This window comes from Nostoc sp. FACHB-888, assembly GCF_014696655.1.
Lineage (GTDB): Bacteria > Cyanobacteriota > Cyanobacteriia > Cyanobacteriales > Nostocaceae > Nostoc.
Map to the genome: position 1 here is coordinate 24,414 of NZ_JACJQM010000050.1, position 20,324 is coordinate 44,737.

The 20,324-nt window shown below is 42.0% G+C and carries 16 protein-coding genes; 6 read left to right on the forward strand and 10 right to left on the reverse strand.

The window, feature by feature from the left end:
• Positions 1-126: 126 nt before the first annotated feature.
• From rfbF to H6G26_RS24750, 4 genes are all read right to left on the reverse strand, one after another.
• Positions 127-900 carry a glucose-1-phosphate cytidylyltransferase gene (rfbF, locus tag H6G26_RS24735; RefSeq protein ID WP_190732132.1) on the reverse strand — a complete coding sequence of 258 codons (774 nt, stop codon included), beginning with the start codon at positions 898-900 and terminating at the stop codon, positions 127-129.
• Between the two features lie 329 nt (positions 901-1,229).
• Entirely contained in the window at positions 1,230-3,401 is a 2,172-nt protein-coding gene (locus tag H6G26_RS24740) for a tetratricopeptide repeat protein (RefSeq protein ID WP_190732134.1), read from the reverse strand.
• A 56-nt stretch (positions 3,402-3,457) separates the two neighbouring features.
• The gene (locus H6G26_RS24745) at positions 3,458-4,240 is read right to left on the reverse strand and encodes a PP2C family serine/threonine-protein phosphatase (RefSeq protein ID WP_190732136.1); all 783 of its coding nucleotides are present in this window, start codon (positions 4,238-4,240) and stop codon (positions 3,458-3,460) included.
• 51 nt (positions 4,241-4,291) lie between these two features.
• Complete coding sequence (locus H6G26_RS24750; RefSeq protein WP_100898244.1) at positions 4,292-4,966, reverse strand: VWA domain-containing protein; 675 nt, start codon at positions 4,964-4,966, stop codon at positions 4,292-4,294.
• Positions 4,967-5,727: 761 nt separating this feature from the next.
• On the opposite strand from H6G26_RS24750, the gene H6G26_RS24755 reads away from it, so the two are divergent.
• On the forward strand, positions 5,728-7,110 hold the full coding sequence (locus H6G26_RS24755; protein ID WP_190732138.1) for a response regulator: 1,383 nt from the start codon (positions 5,728-5,730) through the stop codon (positions 7,108-7,110).
• 392 nt (positions 7,111-7,502) lie between these two features.
• Here the strand turns inward: H6G26_RS24755 and H6G26_RS24760 are convergent, their stop codons facing one another.
• A complete protein-coding gene (locus tag H6G26_RS24760; protein ID WP_190732141.1) occupies positions 7,503-9,128 on the reverse strand; it encodes a hypothetical protein in 1,626 nt (541 codons plus the stop codon).
• 414 nt (positions 9,129-9,542) lie between these two features.
• Here H6G26_RS24760 and H6G26_RS24765 point away from each other — a divergent pair, with 414 nt between their 5' ends.
• A complete protein-coding gene (locus tag H6G26_RS24765) occupies positions 9,543-9,695 on the forward strand; it encodes a hypothetical protein (protein WP_190732142.1) in 153 nt (50 codons plus the stop codon).
• 100 nt (positions 9,696-9,795) lie between these two features.
• Here the strand turns inward: H6G26_RS24765 and H6G26_RS24770 are convergent, their stop codons facing one another.
• Entirely contained in the window at positions 9,796-10,761 is a 966-nt protein-coding gene (locus tag H6G26_RS24770) for a glycosyltransferase family 8 protein (RefSeq protein WP_190732144.1), read from the reverse strand.
• A 164-nt stretch (positions 10,762-10,925) separates the two neighbouring features.
• Between H6G26_RS24770 and pheT the strand changes: the two genes are divergently transcribed.
• The 4 genes from pheT (at position 10,926) to H6G26_RS24790 (ending at position 14,882) form a co-directional block, all read left to right on the forward strand.
• Entirely contained in the window at positions 10,926-13,388 is a 2,463-nt protein-coding gene (gene pheT / locus H6G26_RS24775) for a phenylalanine--tRNA ligase subunit beta (RefSeq protein WP_190732146.1), read from the forward strand.
• A 91-nt stretch (positions 13,389-13,479) separates the two neighbouring features.
• Complete coding sequence (locus H6G26_RS24780) at positions 13,480-13,749, forward strand: YciI family protein (RefSeq protein ID WP_190732147.1); 270 nt, start codon at positions 13,480-13,482, stop codon at positions 13,747-13,749.
• 27 nt (positions 13,750-13,776) lie between these two features.
• The gene (locus tag H6G26_RS24785) at positions 13,777-14,091 is read left to right on the forward strand and encodes a hypothetical protein (RefSeq protein WP_190732149.1); all 315 of its coding nucleotides are present in this window, start codon (positions 13,777-13,779) and stop codon (positions 14,089-14,091) included.
• Positions 14,088-14,882, forward strand: coding sequence for a Tab2/Atab2 family RNA-binding protein (locus H6G26_RS24790; RefSeq protein WP_190732152.1), 795 nt, complete (start codon positions 14,088-14,090; stop codon positions 14,880-14,882). The genes H6G26_RS24785 and H6G26_RS24790 overlap by 4 nt, the downstream gene beginning before the upstream one ends.
• Positions 14,883-15,106: 224 nt before the next feature.
• Here H6G26_RS24790 and H6G26_RS24795 read toward each other — a convergent pair whose 3' ends face one another.
• The 4 genes from H6G26_RS24795 to H6G26_RS24810 all read right to left on the reverse strand — a co-directional run bounded on the left by H6G26_RS24795 (position 15,107) and on the right by H6G26_RS24810 (position 20,191).
• Positions 15,107-16,306 carry a DUF4159 domain-containing protein gene (locus H6G26_RS24795; RefSeq protein WP_190732154.1) on the reverse strand — a complete coding sequence of 400 codons (1,200 nt, stop codon included), beginning with the start codon at positions 16,304-16,306 and terminating at the stop codon, positions 15,107-15,109.
• 44 nt (positions 16,307-16,350) lie between these two features.
• On the reverse strand, positions 16,351-17,382 hold the full coding sequence (locus tag H6G26_RS24800) for a phage tail protein (protein ID WP_190732155.1): 1,032 nt from the start codon (positions 17,380-17,382) through the stop codon (positions 16,351-16,353).
• 66 nt (positions 17,383-17,448) lie between these two features.
• Positions 17,449-19,647, reverse strand: coding sequence for a putative baseplate assembly protein (locus H6G26_RS24805; protein ID WP_190732156.1), 2,199 nt, complete (start codon positions 19,645-19,647; stop codon positions 17,449-17,451).
• A 130-nt stretch (positions 19,648-19,777) separates the two neighbouring features.
• Positions 19,778-20,191, reverse strand: a complete 414-nt coding sequence (locus H6G26_RS24810; RefSeq protein WP_190732158.1) for a GPW/gp25 family protein — start codon at positions 20,189-20,191, stop codon at positions 19,778-19,780.
• Positions 20,192-20,324: the final 133 nt, after the last annotated feature.

The following is a 20,324-nucleotide window of genomic DNA, read 5'->3' on the forward strand; positions in this document are numbered from 1 at the left end:
GACGCTACGCGTTAGCGGAGCTTTCGCTTTAGCGATACGCTCAGGGCAAGTGGGCATTGGGAGTGTTGAGTGAGAAGTTACTCCCCTTGTCCCCTTGTCCCCCTGTCTCCCTCATCCCAGCTCTTTCTACCATACCTTCCAAGGGGCCTGATTGCTTTTCCATAGCCCCTCTAGGTAGTTTTTATCGCGTAAAGTATCCATCGGTTGCCAAAAACCATCATGTTTAAAAGCAGATAGCTGTTCCATATCAGCTAGCTTTTCTAATGGCTCTTGCTCCCACACGGTAGAGTCATCAGCAATTAAGTTAATTACTTCTGGTTCTAGCACAAAATAACCGCCATTAATCCAAGCTCCATCACCTTCGGGTTTTTCCCGAAAACTGGTAATTTTAGTTTGCTCATATCCTAAGGAAATGGCACCAAAACGCCCAGCTGGTTGAACAGCTGTGAGTGTTCCTAATGTCTTCTGTTCTTTATGAAACTTAACTAGCTCGGTGATATTAATATTACTTACACCATCACCATAAGTAAAGCAAAAAGTCTCATTACCAAGATGTTCGCTGATTCGCTTTAAACGTCCGCCTGTCATTGTATTATCACCTGTATTTACTAAGGTGACACGCCAGGGTTCAGCATAACCAGAATGCACGTTCATTTGGTTAAATCGCATATCAAAGGTAACATCTGACATGTGTAAGAAGTAGTTAGCAAAATACTCCTTAATTATGTAACCTTTGTAACCGCAACAAATAATGAAGTCGTTAATGCCGTGAGCAGAGTAAGTTTTCATTATGTGCCAGAGAATTGGCTTACCACCAATTTCAACCATCGGCTTGGGTCTGATACTAGTTTCTTCACTGAGGCGTGTACCAAGTCCTCCAGCCAAAATCACCGCTTTCATGCAATTACCTCGGAGATTTGTAGGGATATTATTATTTGACTTTATCGACATGAAGAGGATGCACTTTAGATAGAAAAAAACTGATTTCTGTTTTCTTTTTCTCCGTCAATAATCTAACTATAATTTTCGGCAAAATTATGAAGGAAACATAAATTAAAATCTTTTCTATATAAAAGCTATATGAATATATAAAAATAGGAAAATAAATTATTTTTTTAAATAAAAAATGCTACCCAATAAATAACTAGGGTTAGCGTAAGCTAACCCTAGTTAGGCTTGACTTATGAAATTTAAACCAATAATCTGCCAGTAAAAAAACTTACTTGTTTTTAGTTAGTTTTTTCCAAATTACTTGAGCTTTGGAATAAAGGGTCACATTTGTTTTCTATGACTATACACATATTACTGAGTGCTTGTTGATAATTATCCATATCATCTTGCTCAAGAAATATTTTGGCAGACGCTTGTATATCTTCGATAGCTTTCGTCTGATTTTTGTTAGATTCACTACCGCCATATTGTGCCAGTTCATAGCGAACCATACCTCGTTTGAGATATACTTTTGCTAGTTTCGGGCTGATACTTAATGCTTGGTTAAAGTCGGCGATCGCTTGATTATATTCTTGCTCATAATTGCTGCTATATTGAGCAATTTGATAATAGACGACACCACGGTGAAAGTAAGCTTCTGCTTTGGATACATTAAGTTGTATTACGTGAGTAAAATCTGCGATCGCTCTTTTGTAAGCTTGTTGAGATTCACCGCTATATTTAGCCATTTGGGTGCGGACAATGCCCCGTCTGATATAAGCTTCAATTTCATTATTATCGAGGCCAATTGCCCGATTATAGTCGGCGATCGCTAGGTTATACTCTAGATCAGGATCGTTACTATATTCGGCAAGCATATAGCGGGCATTACCCCGATTCACAAGAGCTTTGATTTGATTGGGATTGATTTTGAGAGCTTGGCTATAATCTACAACTGCTCCTTCGTAGTCTTTGAGGTTATAGCGGGCATTGCCACGATTTACAATAGCTCTAGCGTGTGTCGGTTCTTGTTCAATTGCTTCGGTAAAGCTGGCAATTGCTTTTTCATAATCTCGGTCTTTGTAAGCAACATAACCTTGCTGATAGTAATCAGCGAAGCTGAGTTTTTGATTTGCCTGGCGAGACTTCAATGTTTGTTGGGTATAAGCATTTTGAGAAACCAACGGCTGAGTAAATTTAATCATTACGTCCGCATATCCCAATAAACCAAAACCCAGCAAGCAACAAATAATCGGGTACAACTTTGACTTCTTGGAAGGTTTATAAGATGCACCGCTTGGGGTAATTATTGGCTGCCAATAATTTAACTGCGGAGACATGGCTCGGCTTCGCTGTGGAAAATGCGGTGTTTGGGTGTAGCGCTTTTTCGCTTTGATTCGCGGTTGGAGATGTTCTCTAGCTTCTATAGCCCGATGTGATGGGAAGGGGTCGCGTCCGCCTAATCGAACGGTACGTTCACACCAGGGACAGCTACGCATGTGGTTGTTGTAGCGATGCTGCGGATTTGTCGTGCAGGTAATCAAAGAATCTTCGGCTTCAGATATTGCTGAGAGCCAAGTCTGGGCACTGGGGCGCAGCAGTGGGTTGTTGTGACCCTCTTCAAAACAACGGACAAATAGTTCTTGTAAGCTGGGATGTAGAATTTCCCAAGGGGGTGCAATGGGCGTAGGAAGGTAGGGTACGTAGCGCTTTTGGCTGTAAGTGAAATGACCCGATGCAATACGGGCTTCATAGGGCGGTGGCTCAATAGCGCCTTGAAAAATCCCCGAAAATGGGTGAGTGCCTTCCATTAAGAGTTGGAATACCAGCACCGCTAACCCAAATAAATCGTGAGAAATTTCGCGATCGTGCTGGGCAAAAGTTTTATTCTGTAGTTCTGGTGGGGTAAACTCTGGTTTACCAACTGGGCAGCGATAAACAACGTTGTTGCTTGGGTCGAGTACTTGGAAGGAGTCTGTGTCTATCAAAGTCACCAGTGCTGTGTCACTGACGAGGATATTTGACTCATTTACATCACCAATGCAATATCCACTAGCGTGTAAAGCTGCAAAAGCCGCCGCCAAGTTACGAGCCGTGCGGAGCAGGTACTGATAGTTGAAGAGGGGGCAGTGTTGGCGGCGGGTTCTGGGGTTGTAAAAGTCGATGATTGGACGCATCCCCTGAATCCGTGGCATTAAAAAGCCGAGAATGATATTTTTGCCATCTGGTGCCCGTAATAAATCCTCTGGCCAAGCGATAGAGATATGCCCTAAACTCGCCGTAGGGTTTTCCGGCGGGTTGGCAAGCATTGCTTGGAGTTTATCAGCATGGGCAGTAGTTGGCTTGTGGTAAATCTTTGCCACCAAGTTGTTATCGGATGGCACTGCATAAACACAAGCTTCACCGCCACGTCCCAAACTGACATTGAGACTGAGGATTTCTTTTCTAGGGGAACAACGTAGTACCTGCATAATGAAATTACCGCTAACGGGAGTTATGTAAGATGTGAAACCTGTAGATGTATTGCTTATGAATTATTGAATGCAGCTATAATGAGTGTCAAATCATCATCAGTGCGTTGTGTAATCCGTTCTGAGCGTAAAAATGTTACTAACTGCTCCTTTGCTTCTGTCTTATCCTCAGCATTAGCTACAAATTCAAATAACGGAAAAAAGAAGGGTTTGTGAGGTTCGCCAACAACCATATTCAAAGCCAGCATTTGTAGTCCGTCGGTGATGATGCCAACATTTACTATGTCTGTACGCCAGATTTTCATCTGCGCTGTATCTAAGGCAGTAGGAGAAGTTAAAAAAGTGGTTTCATTGATGTATTCGCCGCTATCAGGCATAGTCAGTGCCAACAAGTTGCCCATACTATCTTTTGCCACTGCCAAACCATCACCTATCTGTACCACAGCCACAACTTCTGGTGTGGCAAGCATCACAATTAAGGTAGTTGCTAAATCTTGAGGCTGTTTGTCACAAGTAGCCGCCTCATCCTCCACAGCTTTTTTGGCGGCTAGTATGGCATCATTTAAGAGCGATCGCACATAGGCATCATCAGTGAAAATTTTCCGGGTGAGTCCTTTAGTGGAAAGATTTTCTATGGCTGTCTCCACAGCAATCATCGCTCCCACTTTCCCCAGTAATGCAGAACCCGCGCCATCTGCTGCGGCTGCCACTAAAACATTATCTGATAATATCTGCCAGTGATGAGCATCCTGACATAACTGATTGTTTTTTAAGTGACTCGTACCACATACAGACGCAGCCACAATCCGCCATTGAGCAATCTGTTTTGATATGTTCATAAATTTTTTTTCCAGCAGCTAGCTGTGTAAACATCAAGCTGCAATTTTTAATTAAACAGTTCCCCAACCAATCGGCGGTAGTGCTACCTGTTCGTCTACTTGTGAATGAGAAACAGCCGACATACTAGTTGACAGCCAGACAAACATCTCGATAAAATTTAATCCTTTAAGCTTTAGGGGGGTACGCACAGCTATTTGATTTAAACGTGTCATATTCGCATTCTCCACACCTACTGTAAAAAATGCTACGCGCTTATTTGCCTCATCTCCCTGTAGGCGTTGGGATGCTTGCTCTACAACATTTTCTAACTCACCTTGCGGTTCTCCATCGGTAATCATGAATACCCAAGGACGATAGTAAGCAATCCCATTGGCACGATACTGAGATTTCCGCTCTTGAATTATGTCTAAAGCTTTATGAATTCCTGCACCCATCGTAGTCAACCCCTGGGCTGTCAAAATTGGCGGATTGAATTGATCAGCAGTGACAAAGTCTTGTACTACATTGATATTACTATCAAAAGTTACGATCGCCACTTCCACGCGTCTTGCTGCTAAGGAATTTTTGACTAATTCATCCTTTAAACTTAGTAAACCCTGATTTAAAGCCTCAATCGGATCTCCTTGCATCGAGCCAGATGTGTCTAGCAACAGTACACAAGGACAACGCGGTTCTGGATTCTCAGCAAATTCTACTACTTCATCAAGTCTTAATGTATCATCCATAACTTTATGTGTTATGTTAAAGTTCAAAGCTTTATTTCCCTTTCTTGAGAGTATATAATTACAGCCGCCGAGGCGACTTACAGAATATAGTATCTAGTGGTAGATGCTCTAATTTTTATTAAACAAATTTTTTTCATGAAGTTCTCGATATATTTAAGAAGAACTTGAGAACAGTTTAGTTTAGCAAAAAAGAGTTTATCAAGACCCAGCATTCCCTGTTGTAATGTATCTACCAAAATTTATATCCATTAACCCTACAGTACAATAAATACGTAAACTTTCCTAGATAAAATTTTAAAGATTTTATGTAGAAAAATCGTTCTTTTACATAAAAGTAATTAACCATAATTAAGATCATTAGCTGTAAAACTATACCAGTGTAACTGCGGAAACTTGGGATAAAATTTGCTTCTTTAAGTGAGTAGGCATGAATAAACGTCATTAGTTAAGGTCTATAGCCAAGGTTGTCGGTAGTGAGTAAAATCCAGAAATAAGCGACATCTACTAATAGTCTAGCTATGATAAGTGTTTACGTTTATTCATACCCACCTAATTTTTTTGGAAAATATAAAATAAGTAGAGCGTGCTAAATGTAACAAACAAGCTCTAAGTCTATTCCTTTTATCCTTTTAATATATATACATATTTTAAAAGGCATAATTTCTACGGAGAGAAATATTACAAAGAAGAAAATACTTCATAGCTGATATCTTCAATTTACAAATGTTCGGTTGTTGATTCCGCAAAAAAACTTAAAAAATATGAATAATTCTGGTGCATTCACCAAACTACGTCCTCTAAATTTGTTAAGACAGTTATCAAATTGCTCCGACAGTACTTGTTTACAAGCATTGAGTAACTCAGTTTCTTGGTCGATTTACCTAGAACAGGGAAGAATAACTTACGCTACCCATTCAGTGGAACCATTTGATAGGCTAGAACGTCATTTGCGTCGCCTCAGCCACCAAATTCCACTGCTGACAAGTGAGGTTCGTGTCCAACTACGTTTGATGTTTGAACCTGACTCACACAGTCAGTTAATTGAAAATGACAACAATTCGATAAACCACCCCCCTGAATATCAGGCTATATCCTGGCTTCTTAGTCAGCAATATCTACATTCTACACAAGCAGCAGTGCTGATTCAAGAATTAGTTAAAGAGGTGATTGAATCATTTTTGTTAATCAAACAAGGTACTTATGAATTAGCCCAACCACTCGAGAAAATGCCAAGGATTTGTAGGCTAGATGTCGAAAAGATTCTACAACGTTGCCAAGTAAGATTAGAAAATTGGCAAGCTTTTGTTCCCCAAATCTCTTCTGCATTTCAACGTCCATATCTGTTGATTAACAGCAAAATCCAGGAAAAAGATTTACCAAAACTTCAGCCAGATTTAACTAATTGGATGAAGGGTTTCAGCCTATGTCATTTGGCTACAATTTTGAATCAAGATGAAATCGAATTGGCTCGCAATTTATACCCTTATATAGTTAAGGGAGCGATTATCTTGCATGAAGCTGATCCACCATTTGATAAATTACCAAAGATATTTGAAGAGCAATCGCTTTTGACAAAATTCGTTCCATTAGTTGACACAAAAGAAAAACTAAATATTCCCGTCAACTCTTACCCGGATATTTTTGAAGAGAATGTAGCTCCTGTTCAGCGATTACCACAGCTTTCTCCTCCTCCAAAAGAGAACTTTCAGGAACCAACAATATTAAATAACACAAATCCTGCTTCCCAAATAGTAACGGCTGCTACTGTAACGGCACAAAAAGTCCACAAAATTGTTTCTGTAGATGATAGCCCTACAATTCTCAAAGAAATTAGCCGTTTCTTAGAAAATGAAAATTTTTCTGTAGTGACGATCAACGACCCAGTTAAAGCCGTCTTGTCAATTATAAGACACAAACCAGACTTAATTTTGCTAGATTTAAATATGCTAGGGATTGATGGTTATGAGTTGTGTCGCATTATACGAAATAATTCAATGTTTCAAAAGACTCCTATCATCTTTGTCACTGGCAGCAAAGGGATTGTAGACAAAGTAAAGGCGAAATTAGTGGGCGCATCTGGATATCTCACTAAACCTTTTACTCGCGCCGAGCTACTGAAAATAATCTTTATGCATTTGACTTAATTTAACTTAAAGTAAACACACTATAAAACCTAACAAAATTGAGCTAGTGAAGATAAATCAACATGGCTACAGTTTTAGCTTTTGAAGATGCTCCTTCTTTGTTGGAATTAATCAATATTTTTTTGAATTATATAGCTAACTAAAAAAATTTAGCGGTTCAAAAAGGCTTACTGCATTGCAAAAAGTAATACTTCTGGGTTAGTTACAGATTGAAATTTTTGAACTGCTAGAAGGTTGATTCTTGCAGCGATCAATTAGAGCAATTTCAACTGCAAAGCTTAACCGAGAAGTATTATATTCAAAATGTAATCAACTCAGGTTGACAAAAAGACTCATTGCTACGATAGACAGGCTTACCGATGCAAAAACTGGCCCCTGTCTGCTACAAAGTTTTAGGATATGGTAGAGAAATCATAATTCGGGTTGTTGTAGCCTGGATTTGACATGGCGGATATTATAAGGTCAGAACTGCTGAGTAAACTCTTGACATCAGTTCCTATATTTTGGTTGGGTGTAGTGCTACCTAGCGACATCAGTTCGCCACCAACAGAGAAATTCCAGCCTTCATTACCAACGAGTGTTTTGTTATCACCACTGGCTTCAATCCGGTTTCCAAGGAGATTGCTGTTATTTACACTGGCAGTGTTGCCACTACCAAGGATGTCGTTGCTACTACCAGGTAGTGTATTGGCATTACCAAGGATGTCGTTGTTATTGCCTAAGTTCCAGTTACCGTTACCGTTGGTTGTATTCTCGTTACCAAAGCCCCAGTTGCCATTACCTTCGGTTTTGGCGCCATCACCGTAGTTCCAGTTACCGTTACCGTCGGTTGTATTGCTACCACCAAAATTCCAGTTACCATTACCGTCGGTTGTGTTGTTACTACCAAAACTCCAGTTACCGTTACCTTGACCACTGTTACCAGTAGCATTTGCACCATCTAAGTTTTGAATATCAGATATCCAGTTGTCGCTCTTATAAGGTACAGGTAGACCGTTGCCACTTTCAGGTAGGTTGTTACCACTCTCGCTGGAGGGGGGAGTGCTGCCAAATGGTAAGTTACCAGGGAGGTTGCCACTAGCAGGAGCATTGTTAGTACTAGAGGTACTATCACCAGATGCGTTACCACCACCGAAGGGGTTGCTACCACCACCAGAGCCCCTACCACCACCGAAGGGGTTGTTACCACCACCCAAGGGATTGCTACCACCACCGGATGCGTTACCACCACCCAAGGGGTTGCTACCACCACCGGATGCGTTACCACCACCCAAGGGGTTGCCACCACCACCAGATGCGTTACCACCGGATGCGTTACCACCGGATGCGTTACCACCGGATGCGTTACCACTAGCAAAAGGGTTGCCACCACCACCTAATGCGCTGGGATCACCGCCAACGACTCCGACCAGTTGATTGAACGGATTATTAGTATCAGTTAAAGCCCGCTCGTCGAGTGGTCGCTCGTAATTGTAGGCGTACTTTCCATCTTCGCTGATTGTGGATGAGTTACCACCACCAATGAAGGAAGCGAAGCCACCGCTACCACTAGCAGCGCCACCGAAGCCACTGCCACCGGAGGCACTGCTACCGGAGCCACCGTTACCGGAGCCACTGTTACCGGAGTCACCGCCACCGAAGCCACTGTTACCGGAGCCACCGCCACCGAAGCCACTGCCACCGAAGCCACTGCCACCGAAGCCACTGCCACTGGAGCCACTGTTACCGGAGCCACCGCCACCGAAGCCACTGCCACCGGAGCCACTGTTACCGGAGCCACCGCCACCGAAGCCACTGCCACCGGAGTCACCGCCACGGGGGGCACTGCCACCGAAGCCACCGCCACCGAAGCCACCGCCACGAGGGGCACTGCTACCGGAGCCACTGCTACCATCTAAACTGCTGCCATCGGTGGACTGCCATTTGCCATCACTGAAAGAAAAATTTCCGTTACCAGATAAATTGTTGCTAGTACCTTGCGATCCAGCAGTTTGATTGCTATTGTCAGAAGTTGCCATTAGAATTAAGCTCCTATTACTTGAACTGAAATTCCTCTATCTAAAGGAAGATCAAAGGCGGGAATGAAAGCATTTTTTTACTTTCATCTTCAATAAAGAAATACTAATAAAAACAGCAATTACTACCCTTAGCAAAACTATACAAAATTAAATTTATATTTCAAATGAACAAAATATAGATTGGATTGTCCATTCTTTCGATTTGGATTGTCCATTCTTTCGATATGGTCCAATTAGATTTGAGTAAAATTGTCGCTAATCCTTATGGTGAATACTTTAGAGATAGTTTTAGCAGTGATTTTCGGTTCAAACAGGAAAAATTTTCCTCTGTTGAGCATTACAATTTAATGTAATTACGCTACAAAAATAGTGAAGCTTGATTTTTGTAGTCTGTTGAATGACAAAATATTATTTGTGAAGTTTTATCGAATTTTAAAGATTCAAGTTTTGCGATCGCTGATGCTGTTAACTTATTTATTTCTAGAATTTCAAAACTTGTGGCGAACAAGAGGACTAGTCTATCTAGTACAGCATGGCGGAAATAAACAGATTATTGAAAAGCCATAAAGAGTTTATTCCATAAAACTTTTGACTTTTAACTTTTTATTTTTGACTTCCGCCTTGCGGTACTTACTTTTTTCGGTTGAAAGAGAGATTTAGTTTTTTATTATGCTTTTAACAGTGACTTAATTCGGTGCTTTGCCATATAATAAATGTTAATAAAAAACGCAATCTGTTTTTGCCTTTCTTTTTTTACAACTTGTTCAGCAGACCAATTAGACCAAATTGAATTATCAAGGTATTTAAAAAATAAATCTTTGTAAGGATGGTTACAACTATTGTGCCAAGGCTTATCCCTAGTTGAAAAATGAATAATATCAGGATTATTAATTAGCTGATTGAATACATCTTCTGTAAACGGACTATCTTGCCAAGATGAATATTGAAATAAATATGGCATTTGATTCCATTTGGGTTCAAGTTCACCCCATTTTCCTGCAAGAATAGCATTCAAACCATCTTGGTCATGCCAGCGCACATACTGTTTATTTATTCTCACATACTCAATTACTTTTTCAAAAATATTATCTTCCCGCCATTTTTTGAGATTCATTACTAAAACCCCAGAATTAAAGTATTTAGATTCTGGGTAAATGCCAAGCTCTTGATAATTGATGAGTCCTCTTGGCGAAGATACATAAGGCGCTCCCATATCCTGTGCTGCCAAAAGATAATATTCTCCAATATCAATATTCCATAATTGCTCTATATTTCCTTGGACAATCACATCACTATCAATGTAAATTGCCTTATTAAATTGCTTTGGTAACAATTGAGGAATTAAAAGCCGATAGTAAGCAGCAATTGTAATAGTGGATGAAGTTTGTACATTTTTGAAGTGCTGCTTTTTAGGCTTGAGCCAATTGATACTGACTTCCTCAGATTTTAAGTTTTTGATAATTCTATGTTTGTTGAGTTTACTAATTCCAGCATCAATAATATATAGAACCAACTTATGCTGACTTTGGAAATTGGCAATAACTGAGCGGGTAGCCGATGCTATAGGCATAGAGTAGTTATCATCAGCAGCACAAACAAGAACAATTGATTTTTCGTTTGATAGGATTGTCATTATTGCATTTTTATATATTGTTTAGCATCAAAGATTGTTCTGTCAGTCTAACGTAGTAGGATTGTTCAAGTGAAAGGGTACGCCTTGCGGGATGAGTAGCCATCGATCGCTAGTAGTCACTCTAAAATAAAAACAAAAGACGATTCCTAAAACAAGCACACTCCATGCGTATTTCTCTAAATTGGCTGCGCGAACTAGTAGAGATAAAACTTAGTCCAGAAGAATTAGCCGAAACCCTGACAATGGCAGGGTTTGAGGTTGAAGATATTGAAGATCGCCGCACTTGGGCAAATGGCGTGGTTGTAGGGAAAGTGCTTGAGCGTCAACCTCATCCCAACGCCGATAAATTGAGTGTTTGCCAAGTGGATGTCGGCGCAGGTGAGACTTTAAATATTGTCTGTGGCGCTGCCAATGTGAAGGCAGATATCTATGTGCCAGTAGCAACTACAGGTACTTACTTACCCAACATCGATTTAAAAATTAAGCCTGCAAAATTGCGTGGTGTCCCATCTCAAGGCATGATTTGTTCTTTAAAAGAACTCGGTTTGCCCACGGATGTAGACGGAATCCATATTTTTTCTCAGGAAAATTTACCATTGGGTAGTGATGTGCGTCCGTTGTTGGGTCTAGATGATGTAATTTTAGACCTCACCGCAACTGCTAATCGCGCTGATGCTCTGAGTATGGTAGGCGTAGCACGAGAAGTAGCAGCTTTAACTGGTGGAAAGTTAAGTATTCCTGAACCTGGTGAAGTCTCTGTTAACAATAGTGCCGGAAATTTAGCTTTAAAAATTGCCAATACCCAAGCTTGTCCTGCATACATTGGTACGGTAATTGAACAGGTAAAAATTGCTCCATCACCCGAATGGTTGCAGCAGCGTTTACGGGCTGCTGGGGTACGTCCTATAAGTAATGTCGTAGATATTACTAACTACGTTTTGTTGGAATGGGGACAACCACTGCACGCTTTTGACCGCGATCGCCTAAAATCTGTTGCAGGTAACGAAAGTTTAACTATTGGTGTTCGCTTCGCCACTGCTGGAGAATCCCTCAAAACCCTGGATGGACAAACTCGCACCCTATCAACCCAAAATTTGTTAATTACTGCTAACGAAAGACCCGTTGCACTGGCGGGAGTCATGGGTGGAGAAGAAACGGAAGTCCATGAAGGGACTCAAAGCCTAGTTTTAGAAGCAGCTTTATTTGATTCCGTGGCAATTCGCCGTTCTTCCCGCAGTGTTGGCTTAAGAAGTGAGGCTTCTGGCAGATATGAACGGGGAGTTAACCGCGCTGAATTGGAAATAGCTAATCGCCGCGCCTTATCTTTAATTAGCGAATTGGCTAGTGGAATTCTTGTCCAGCAGGAAATTGCCGACACTCGCCCCGATCCTTCTACCTGGAGTCGTTCTATCGCACTGCGTTTAGACCGAGTTAATCAGATATTGGGGCCAATCGATTTAGGAGAGGACACAGGTGAACTCCAAGAACAAGATGTTGAACGCATCCTGACTGCATTGGGATGTAAGTTGACTCCTTCAGACGATGTTTCAGGAGAAGACGCTACGCATCAACCTAAATGGTCAGTTTCTGTGCCACCCTATCGTTACCGTGACTTAGAGCGAGAAATTGATTTAATTGAAGAAATCGCCCGGCTTTATGGCTACAACAAATTTTGTGATACCTTACCAGAAAAAGCAGAAGCTGGTTATCTGCCCATAGATGAAGAGCTGATTCGCAAGTTACGAGCTTTTCTGCGGGCTGAAGGGTTGACAGAATTAATTCACTATTCTCTAGTCAAACCAGGAGAAGACAGACCGATAGTGCTGTCAAACCCTTTATTTGCCGAATATTCAGCACTGCGAACCGATTTGCTATCTGGGTTAATTGATGCCTTTCAATACAATTTAGAGCAGGGTAATGGTGCCCTTAACGGTTTTGAAATCGGGCAAATTTTCTGGCAAGAAGAAGACGGTTTGCAAGAAACAGAAGCCCTGGCTGGAATCGTGGGAGGCGATCGCTCACTTGGCAAATGGTCAAAAAGTGGACGCGAAGAACCTATCACTTGGTTTGAAGCCAAAGGCATTTTAGAAAGTGTATTTCGGCAACTTGCCTTGCAAGTAGAATTTCAACCCGATCGCCGCGACGATCGCTTACATCCAGGACGCACCGCTTCCCTGTGGATTGGGGGTAACAGGCTGGGTATTTTTGGGCAACTTCATCCCCAATTGCGACGAGAAAAAGGTTTACCAGATTCCGTTTATGTTTTCCAGTTGGATCTAGATGTGCTTTTAGAAGCTGTAGGGCAAGATGAAATTCTGGTTCCAACATTCCAGCCTTATTCTACCTATCCAGCTAGCGATCGCGACATCGCCTTTTTCGCACCTGTGAAAATCTCAGTTGCCGACATTCAAAAAGTAATCACCAAAGCGGCTAAAGATTTGCTCGAATCGGTGGAATTATTTGATGAATATCGGGGTGAAAATGTCCCCCAAGGGCAGAGGAGTTTAGCATTTCGCTTAGTTTATCGGGCTAGCGATCGCACTCTTACTGAGGCAGAAGTGGAACCAGTACACAATAAAGTCCGCGAAGCCTTGGTGGAAAAATTCGGCGTAAACCTGAGAAGTTAGTCATTTGTCATTTGTTAAGAGTTAGGAGTTAATAATTCCTCACTCTTAAATCTATCGGCTCTAAAATCTAAAATCCAAAATTGGTAAAGTTATGACTAAATATGTACTCTGGGGAACTTACTGCGAAGACGTTCTTGAAAAACGTACCCCCTACCGTCAAGCTCATTTAGACGGATTAGCAAAACAGAAAGAATCCGGTGTGCTAATTACTATTGGCCCTACCAAGGATGTTACAAAAGTTTTTGGGATTTACGAAGCCGAAGACGAAGCCACTGTACGGCAGTTAATTGAAAATGACCCCTACTGGAAAAATGGCATCTGGACTGAATATTCTGTCAAAGAATGGATTCAGGCTTTTTAAATTGTTATTGGGCATGGAGCATGGGGCATGAGCGTTGAACCTTTGAGCATGAGCGTTGAACCTTTGAGCATGAGCGTTGAGCCTTTGAGCATGAGCGTTGAACCTTTGAGCATGAGCGTTGAGCCTTTGAGCATGAGCGTTGAACCTTTGAGCATGAGCGTTGAACCTTTGAGCATGAGCGTTGAGCCTTTGAGCATGAGCGTTGAACCTTTGAGCATAAACGTTGAGCCTTTGAGCATAAACGTTGAACCTTTGAACTTAAAACTTTCAGTTTTAAGTCTCACCGATCTCTCCCATGCCCAATGCCCCATTCCCCATACCCCATGCCTACATAAATTATGAAAATTTGGCAAGTTGATTTTTATCGCCGTCCCTCACAAGATGCATCTGGACAAATTTTATGGGAGTTGTTGATTTGTGACGGAACTCGCAGTTTTGAGTATGAAGCTACCTGTCTTCAGTCAGCAGCTAATTCTAGTTGGGTTGTTGCTCAACTTGAACTAGCCGCAGGTGAAAAACTGCCAGATGTGATTCAGGTGTTTCGTCCTCAGTCTCTAAGTTTAATTGAGGCGGCGGGACGCAATTTAAGTATAAATGTCGAACCTACCCGCCACACTTTGGCGTTAAAGCAGTGGTTACAAGAAAAGCAGTATCCCTCAACGCTGGATAAACCACCTCCAGCACCATTACCAGAAAACCTCTGGGGAGAACAATGGCGTTTTGCAAGTTTAGCTGCTAGTGATGTGGAAACGATATTTAGCGATCGCCCTATTCCCATTTTGCACATCGCAGAACATCTTAAACCCATCAATTTGGGTTTAGCGTCAACAGCCCCCGTCCCTGGTGTAGTAATTTATGGTGGACGGCAATCGATGCGCCTAGCCCGGTGGTTGCAGCAAGCCCGTCCCGTAGCCTTGAACTATATATCTGGCGCACCAGACGGCTTAGTATTTGAGGCTGGCTTAGTAGACAGGTGGATTGTTGCCACTTTTGAAGATCCAGAAGTTACAACAGCAGCCCAGGTATTTGAACAACGGAAACAGCAAAGCCGGGGATTACATTTTTTGTTAGTTCAACCCGATGATTCCGGGATGACTTATAGCGGCTTTTGGTTGTTGCGGGCAGAAGATTGATAAAACCAATTCGCAATTCGCAATTCGCAATTCGCAATTCGCAATTCGCAATTCGCAATTAAACTAAGCCGTACACCAGGGGCGAGGTTTTGAACTTTCACTTTTTGATAAAAATAGAGATTAAATTGAGGTGAAAGCGATCGCTCGATATTATCGGGTAGGCATTGCCAAAAAAATGTGGAATAGATGCAATATTACTTAAAGTAATGTCCACCCTACTACTGCTACCATTGCCCTGAATTATCTTCCTGTTGCAAACCAATTAACTGTCGCCGTTTCCAAGCATAGTGAAGAATATTAATTCCGAGTTCCTGGGCTGTACGAATAGTCAATCTGGGTAAACTCAAATCTCTATCCAGTCCCCAAGCAGTCGCTAAATCACCAATTACTAAAATAATCCCTCCACCCATTAACATTTTAATTTGCTGTTGATTAACCATTGGCAAAGCAGCAAATAAAAAAGGTTTTGTCCTTAAAGGATGACTTCGTTGCAATTCTTCTAAAGGTCTTAAAGGACTCTCTAACTGTTGCGCTAATGCTTGAGTACTCTCAATCAAAAGGTTAGCATTTGCTGGTGCATCAACTAGAAGCACACCACCTAAATTTAAGTAATTTTTAAGGGATTCAAATTCGAGACTATTGAAAGATATGGCCTGTCCACCTGTTAGATAAAGTAGATCATAATCTTGAATATTTTCCCCTAAAGAAACCTGACCTGGTTCATCAGCTCCTCGCAAACTGGGGTACAGAGGTTCTACTGCTTGCAACAAGTACGAAAGGCTGAAAAAATTACGCGCACATTCAGGATCGCTATGAATCGCTTGCGCCATACACACAAGGGCTTGGGGACGCATTTGTGCCTGACGGCGATAACGCAAATCAACATTGTTATATCCAGGAAAGAAAGCATCCGCAGGTTGGGTAATTTCAGTATGTCCTGGTTGCAGAAGTATGCGACATATCTCTATTTCTGAACTGGCTGGTATGGAGTTTCTTTGATCAATTCGATAGGTTTCTTGAACAATATCTCTTTGCTGCCCACGCCGCAATTCATCAGGATCTACATAGCTAACTACTAAGTAGATCATAAGTGGTTCTGAACTTGCTACTTCTAGATCAATAGGAAAATCATAAGAAGTCGGTACAACAATTAGATTACCTGCTAAATCAATTGCAATACCAGGTTGAATTTGCACCCAACGCCCATCTCTATATCTAGCTTCTACTTGACTTGGGGCAGCCACATCTCGAACACCTAAACCGCAGACAATCCCTGGTTGGTTTAAACTTTGATATTGGGCATTTTGCCGATTTCGGTGGTAATCATGGGCTGTACGCCAGCGTTCCGCATTGATTAGTAAACCGTCTGCGGCTTGAAGGCGTTCAAAAGATTTGATTGGTGGTGGTGGGAAAGGATGGGACATAAATAATTTTGGATTTTATATTTTACTTAGTAATTACGAATTATTTAATTAGAGGGATTTTCGATAGATAATTCATAGGTGCAGAAGGCAGGTTTCTCTTGTTCTATGATTCTTTCGATCAGCTGTTCGTTGATGATGCCACTAGAAATATTTGAACGCAAACGCACTATAAAGTGATACGGTTGTCCACCTGCTAAAACTGCATTTCCTAATTGTGCATCTCCTATAATAAAACTTGGACCAAAAGGTTCTATAATACTAATATGTTTATCAGCTTCATTAGGTAAATGTTCGTCTAAAGGTAAACCAGTATAAAGATGTAAATAGAGGCGTAATCCTTTACGAGTTCCCCGCCAGCGATAAAGTTCTACAGCCCGGCGAATTAAACGTCTTTGTTGCTGGAGATCCCAAACAGAATCTACTTGCCAAGCAATCCAATGAGCCATAAAAGGTAGTAGTGCTTGCGGTGCTGTCAAGGGATCGAGGTTTGCCCACATGACATTGTAACTATTAACTATTGGTTGAAAAGCTTGCTCAAATATTTTCATGAAGCGACCAATAAAATCCACTTCCCGATACAAAATTGGCAAGAATTCCATGTAGGCAGTGTAGGGACGAATGTATAAATCGAAATACTCGCTTCTCTCTATTTGTTCGTTCTCAGTGCCTGGGTCTATATGTAGAGTAACTAAACTACGAAAATTGAGCGTAAGTTTGTCTTTTTTTCCAGAAGAAATCGCTTCTTGGTCTTCAAAAAATGTGTCGGGAATTGAAAAGTAAAGGACAGCATCCATTTGTCCACGAGGCGGGATCTCACTGCCTTCTGTGCCAATCTGACACCACTGAGACGGAAAGTTTCCCTCAACGCTTAAACTCACCCGCAAAGAACGCTGTTCTAAGTTTTGCACTTGCACAATCATCTCGCTGGGATGCCCAGGATGCAAGAGTAAACTACGCCCAGCCACATCCATATTATCCGCATTTGCAAATGCTAAACCTGCCACAGGTAAAGCTTCAGGAATTTGCATTGGCGTTAATTGAATACGTACAGATGGGCTAGAGCGACTTTGAACCATAGGATTGGGGACTGGGGAATGGGGATTGGGGACGAGAATGACGAATGACAAATGACAAATGACAAATTACGAATTACGAATTATTTGGATGTCATGATTTGAACGCAGATTGGTATCAGCCCAAGAACATATCAACCCTTCTGAACCTGGGTCAATTAACTGTTCTGGCGATGGTTGTCGTCGCCAATTTTCTCCTTGCTTGCGGATGGGAAACAGCAGGACGGGGCCTAAATGACGCACACCAGGGGTTTGTTGCAATAGTGCCACAATATCCGATGTATAAACGGGTCGCCCAAAGGGCCAACCTTTGCCGTCGATTCCTCCAGTTAATGGATTTAAATATTTATATAACGATCGCCTTAAATTCTGACGAATTTCTTCGCTGGCAAAAGGGTTGTTGTATGCTGGCTCTAAAGCAACTTCTGTCTGTACAGAAACACCTACGTAATTTGGTTCTTGTAATTCTATTTGTACCCCTAATAAACGTCTTTCATCTAAGTAACTCAAAATTTGCTCTTGGAGGGCATTACTAAGAGCAAAATTTTCTGGTGTCATGCCATTGCCTTGAGCGATCGCATCTGTATTTGCAAATGGAACTACCAGTAAAGTAACTATACCAGCCTGTCTACGAGAATTCGCTGGCAAACAACGGACACGAGCGATCGCACCAGCACCCGCCTGTTGAGTTAAAACTTCAAAATCTTCAGCAGTGACGGCGCGATCGCGCGTGCGGAGGATGCGGGGAGCCTTCATTACAGCTTGCTCCAGCGATTCAGCGTCCGCGCCATTGATTGCTGGTACACGATTTATCACACTAGCAACATAAGGATATGCAGACTTCAAAAACTGAATTGCCCCAGTTTGCACATTGCCTTCTCTACCACCGCCTGTACGATAAGCAACCATTTTAATCTCTGAACCACGGGGAGGAATCGCGCCGTATTGGTGTTCCGACTGGTTATTGTCAAGAACTTGTACAGATGTGTCATCTAGTAACGGTTGCTGGATTCGCGCTCGCACCTGGGTTTGCTGTTTAAGTTGGCTAGGTTCCCGAATCAGCGGCCCAAATTGGATTGTACCGGTGAGTGAATCAATGGTGTAATGAAAGTGATGGGGGCCAGAATCAGCAAAATCTCTCACCTCAGTCCACTTCTGAGGCAATCCACCACTGGGAGTAACTAAAATATACTCATTTTCTCGACGTTCTAAAATTGGTGCTGTTTGCAACTGGAAACTTTGGCCGGGTGTACCATCACTAATTCCCAAGCGCTCATCTAGAATCAGCGTACTGTGACTAGCCCTAACAGTACCGCCAATTGACCGCACTGCTAAACCAGAAATTCGTGGTGGACGATTGTAACCAGATTCATTGGCTTCTGTATTAATAAAACTACAGCGCAACCAACGACCTCGGTAAGAGGTAAAATTAGTTACAGGCCAAACTTGAGGTAGATGTAGCCGTACTTCTGCTCCTTGAGACGGGTTCCCACCTTGTTGGGCGATTTCATAAAAACTGAACCCGCGAGTATTATCATCTGACTCTTGCAATAAAACTGGTTGCCAATTTTCCCCATCCCAGGCTTCCCACTTGCGGGGTGGTTGATTGGGATTAATACCAGTAGGAGTAGCCGCAGCTCCTTGAAAAATAATTTCTAAAACATTAGCTTCTATTGGATCATCAGAAGCGATCGCTAAATAAAAGCAGTTACCAGGTTGGGGTTCCTCTTCAAAAATCGATTGTTCATTACCTGTCCAGTAACCGTCAGATTGACGAGTCCATGAAGCTGTCACTCTTTCACGCAGAGATTGGGGAATATCTTCGGTGGTTTGGGCAGTTAAGAAATGTTGGATGCGGGGATTCCCGATAATTAGAGCAGAATCGGTGCTGAAGGTAATAGCTTCTGTAGTTTCAGTGCGGATAGTTGAGGCTTCTAATCCGGCTGGGATAGTATAGGCTTCAGGTAGTGGAGCGCTTAAATAAAAAGTTAATTCTGTGCGGGCTGGGGCGGGAGGCTGGAGACGAATACCGAGTAATTCTAGAAAAGCAACATAATTTTTGCGAGGTACTTGGTTAAATCTGAGCAACATTTGGTCAGTTAACCAAGCAAATAACTCAATTAGCGTAATTCCTGGATCGCTGAGATTGTGGTCTGTCCATTCTGGACAGTAGCGAGGAATACGCATAATACATTCTTGCACCAAATCATCAAAGGCGCGATCGTCTAAGTTAGAAGAAGGTAGTTTCGGTAAAAAGTCAAAGTTCATACCAATTTAAAAAAAGAATGTGCCAGATACAAGCCTAGAAACCCAGAGAAAGTTCAGCTTTCTTAATTGCGAATTGCGTTAGCGCAGCGTTAGCGAGTCTTCAAGCGTCATTGCGAATTGCGAATTGGTATCACGATTCCTCCCCAGCTGAAACCAAATAATAAGGATAAACAAAACTATAAATATCGGGACTGTCTTTAAGTCGATAATTAATGATGATGTCTACTCTGCCACGCACAGGGTCAGGATCAGTGACAACTTCATCGATAATAATGCGTGGTTCCCAAACTTCTAAAGCTTCCAAGACATAAAGACGGATTCGCAGTAGGGTATCGCTATTTAAAGGTGCAAACGCCAGTTCTGACAAGCGTGAACCAAACGTAGGTCGATAAACCCGCTCACCGACACCCGTGCGGAGGATAATCCAAATAGATTCTTTAACTTTTTGATCTTCATGGCTAAGTTGTATCCCACCTTGCACACTTAAATGCAGTGGATAAGCCCAACCTGTTCCCAAATAGGCTCGTTGACGACCATAAACCATATCTGGCACTTAGACAGCTGTTACATGGATATCTTCAAAGATATCGGCACAGAAGGTTTAAGCCTATTCGCCAAAGGTCGAGGATGAAGAGGCAGGGGGCAGAGGGCAGGGGGCAGGGGGCAGAGGGCAGGGG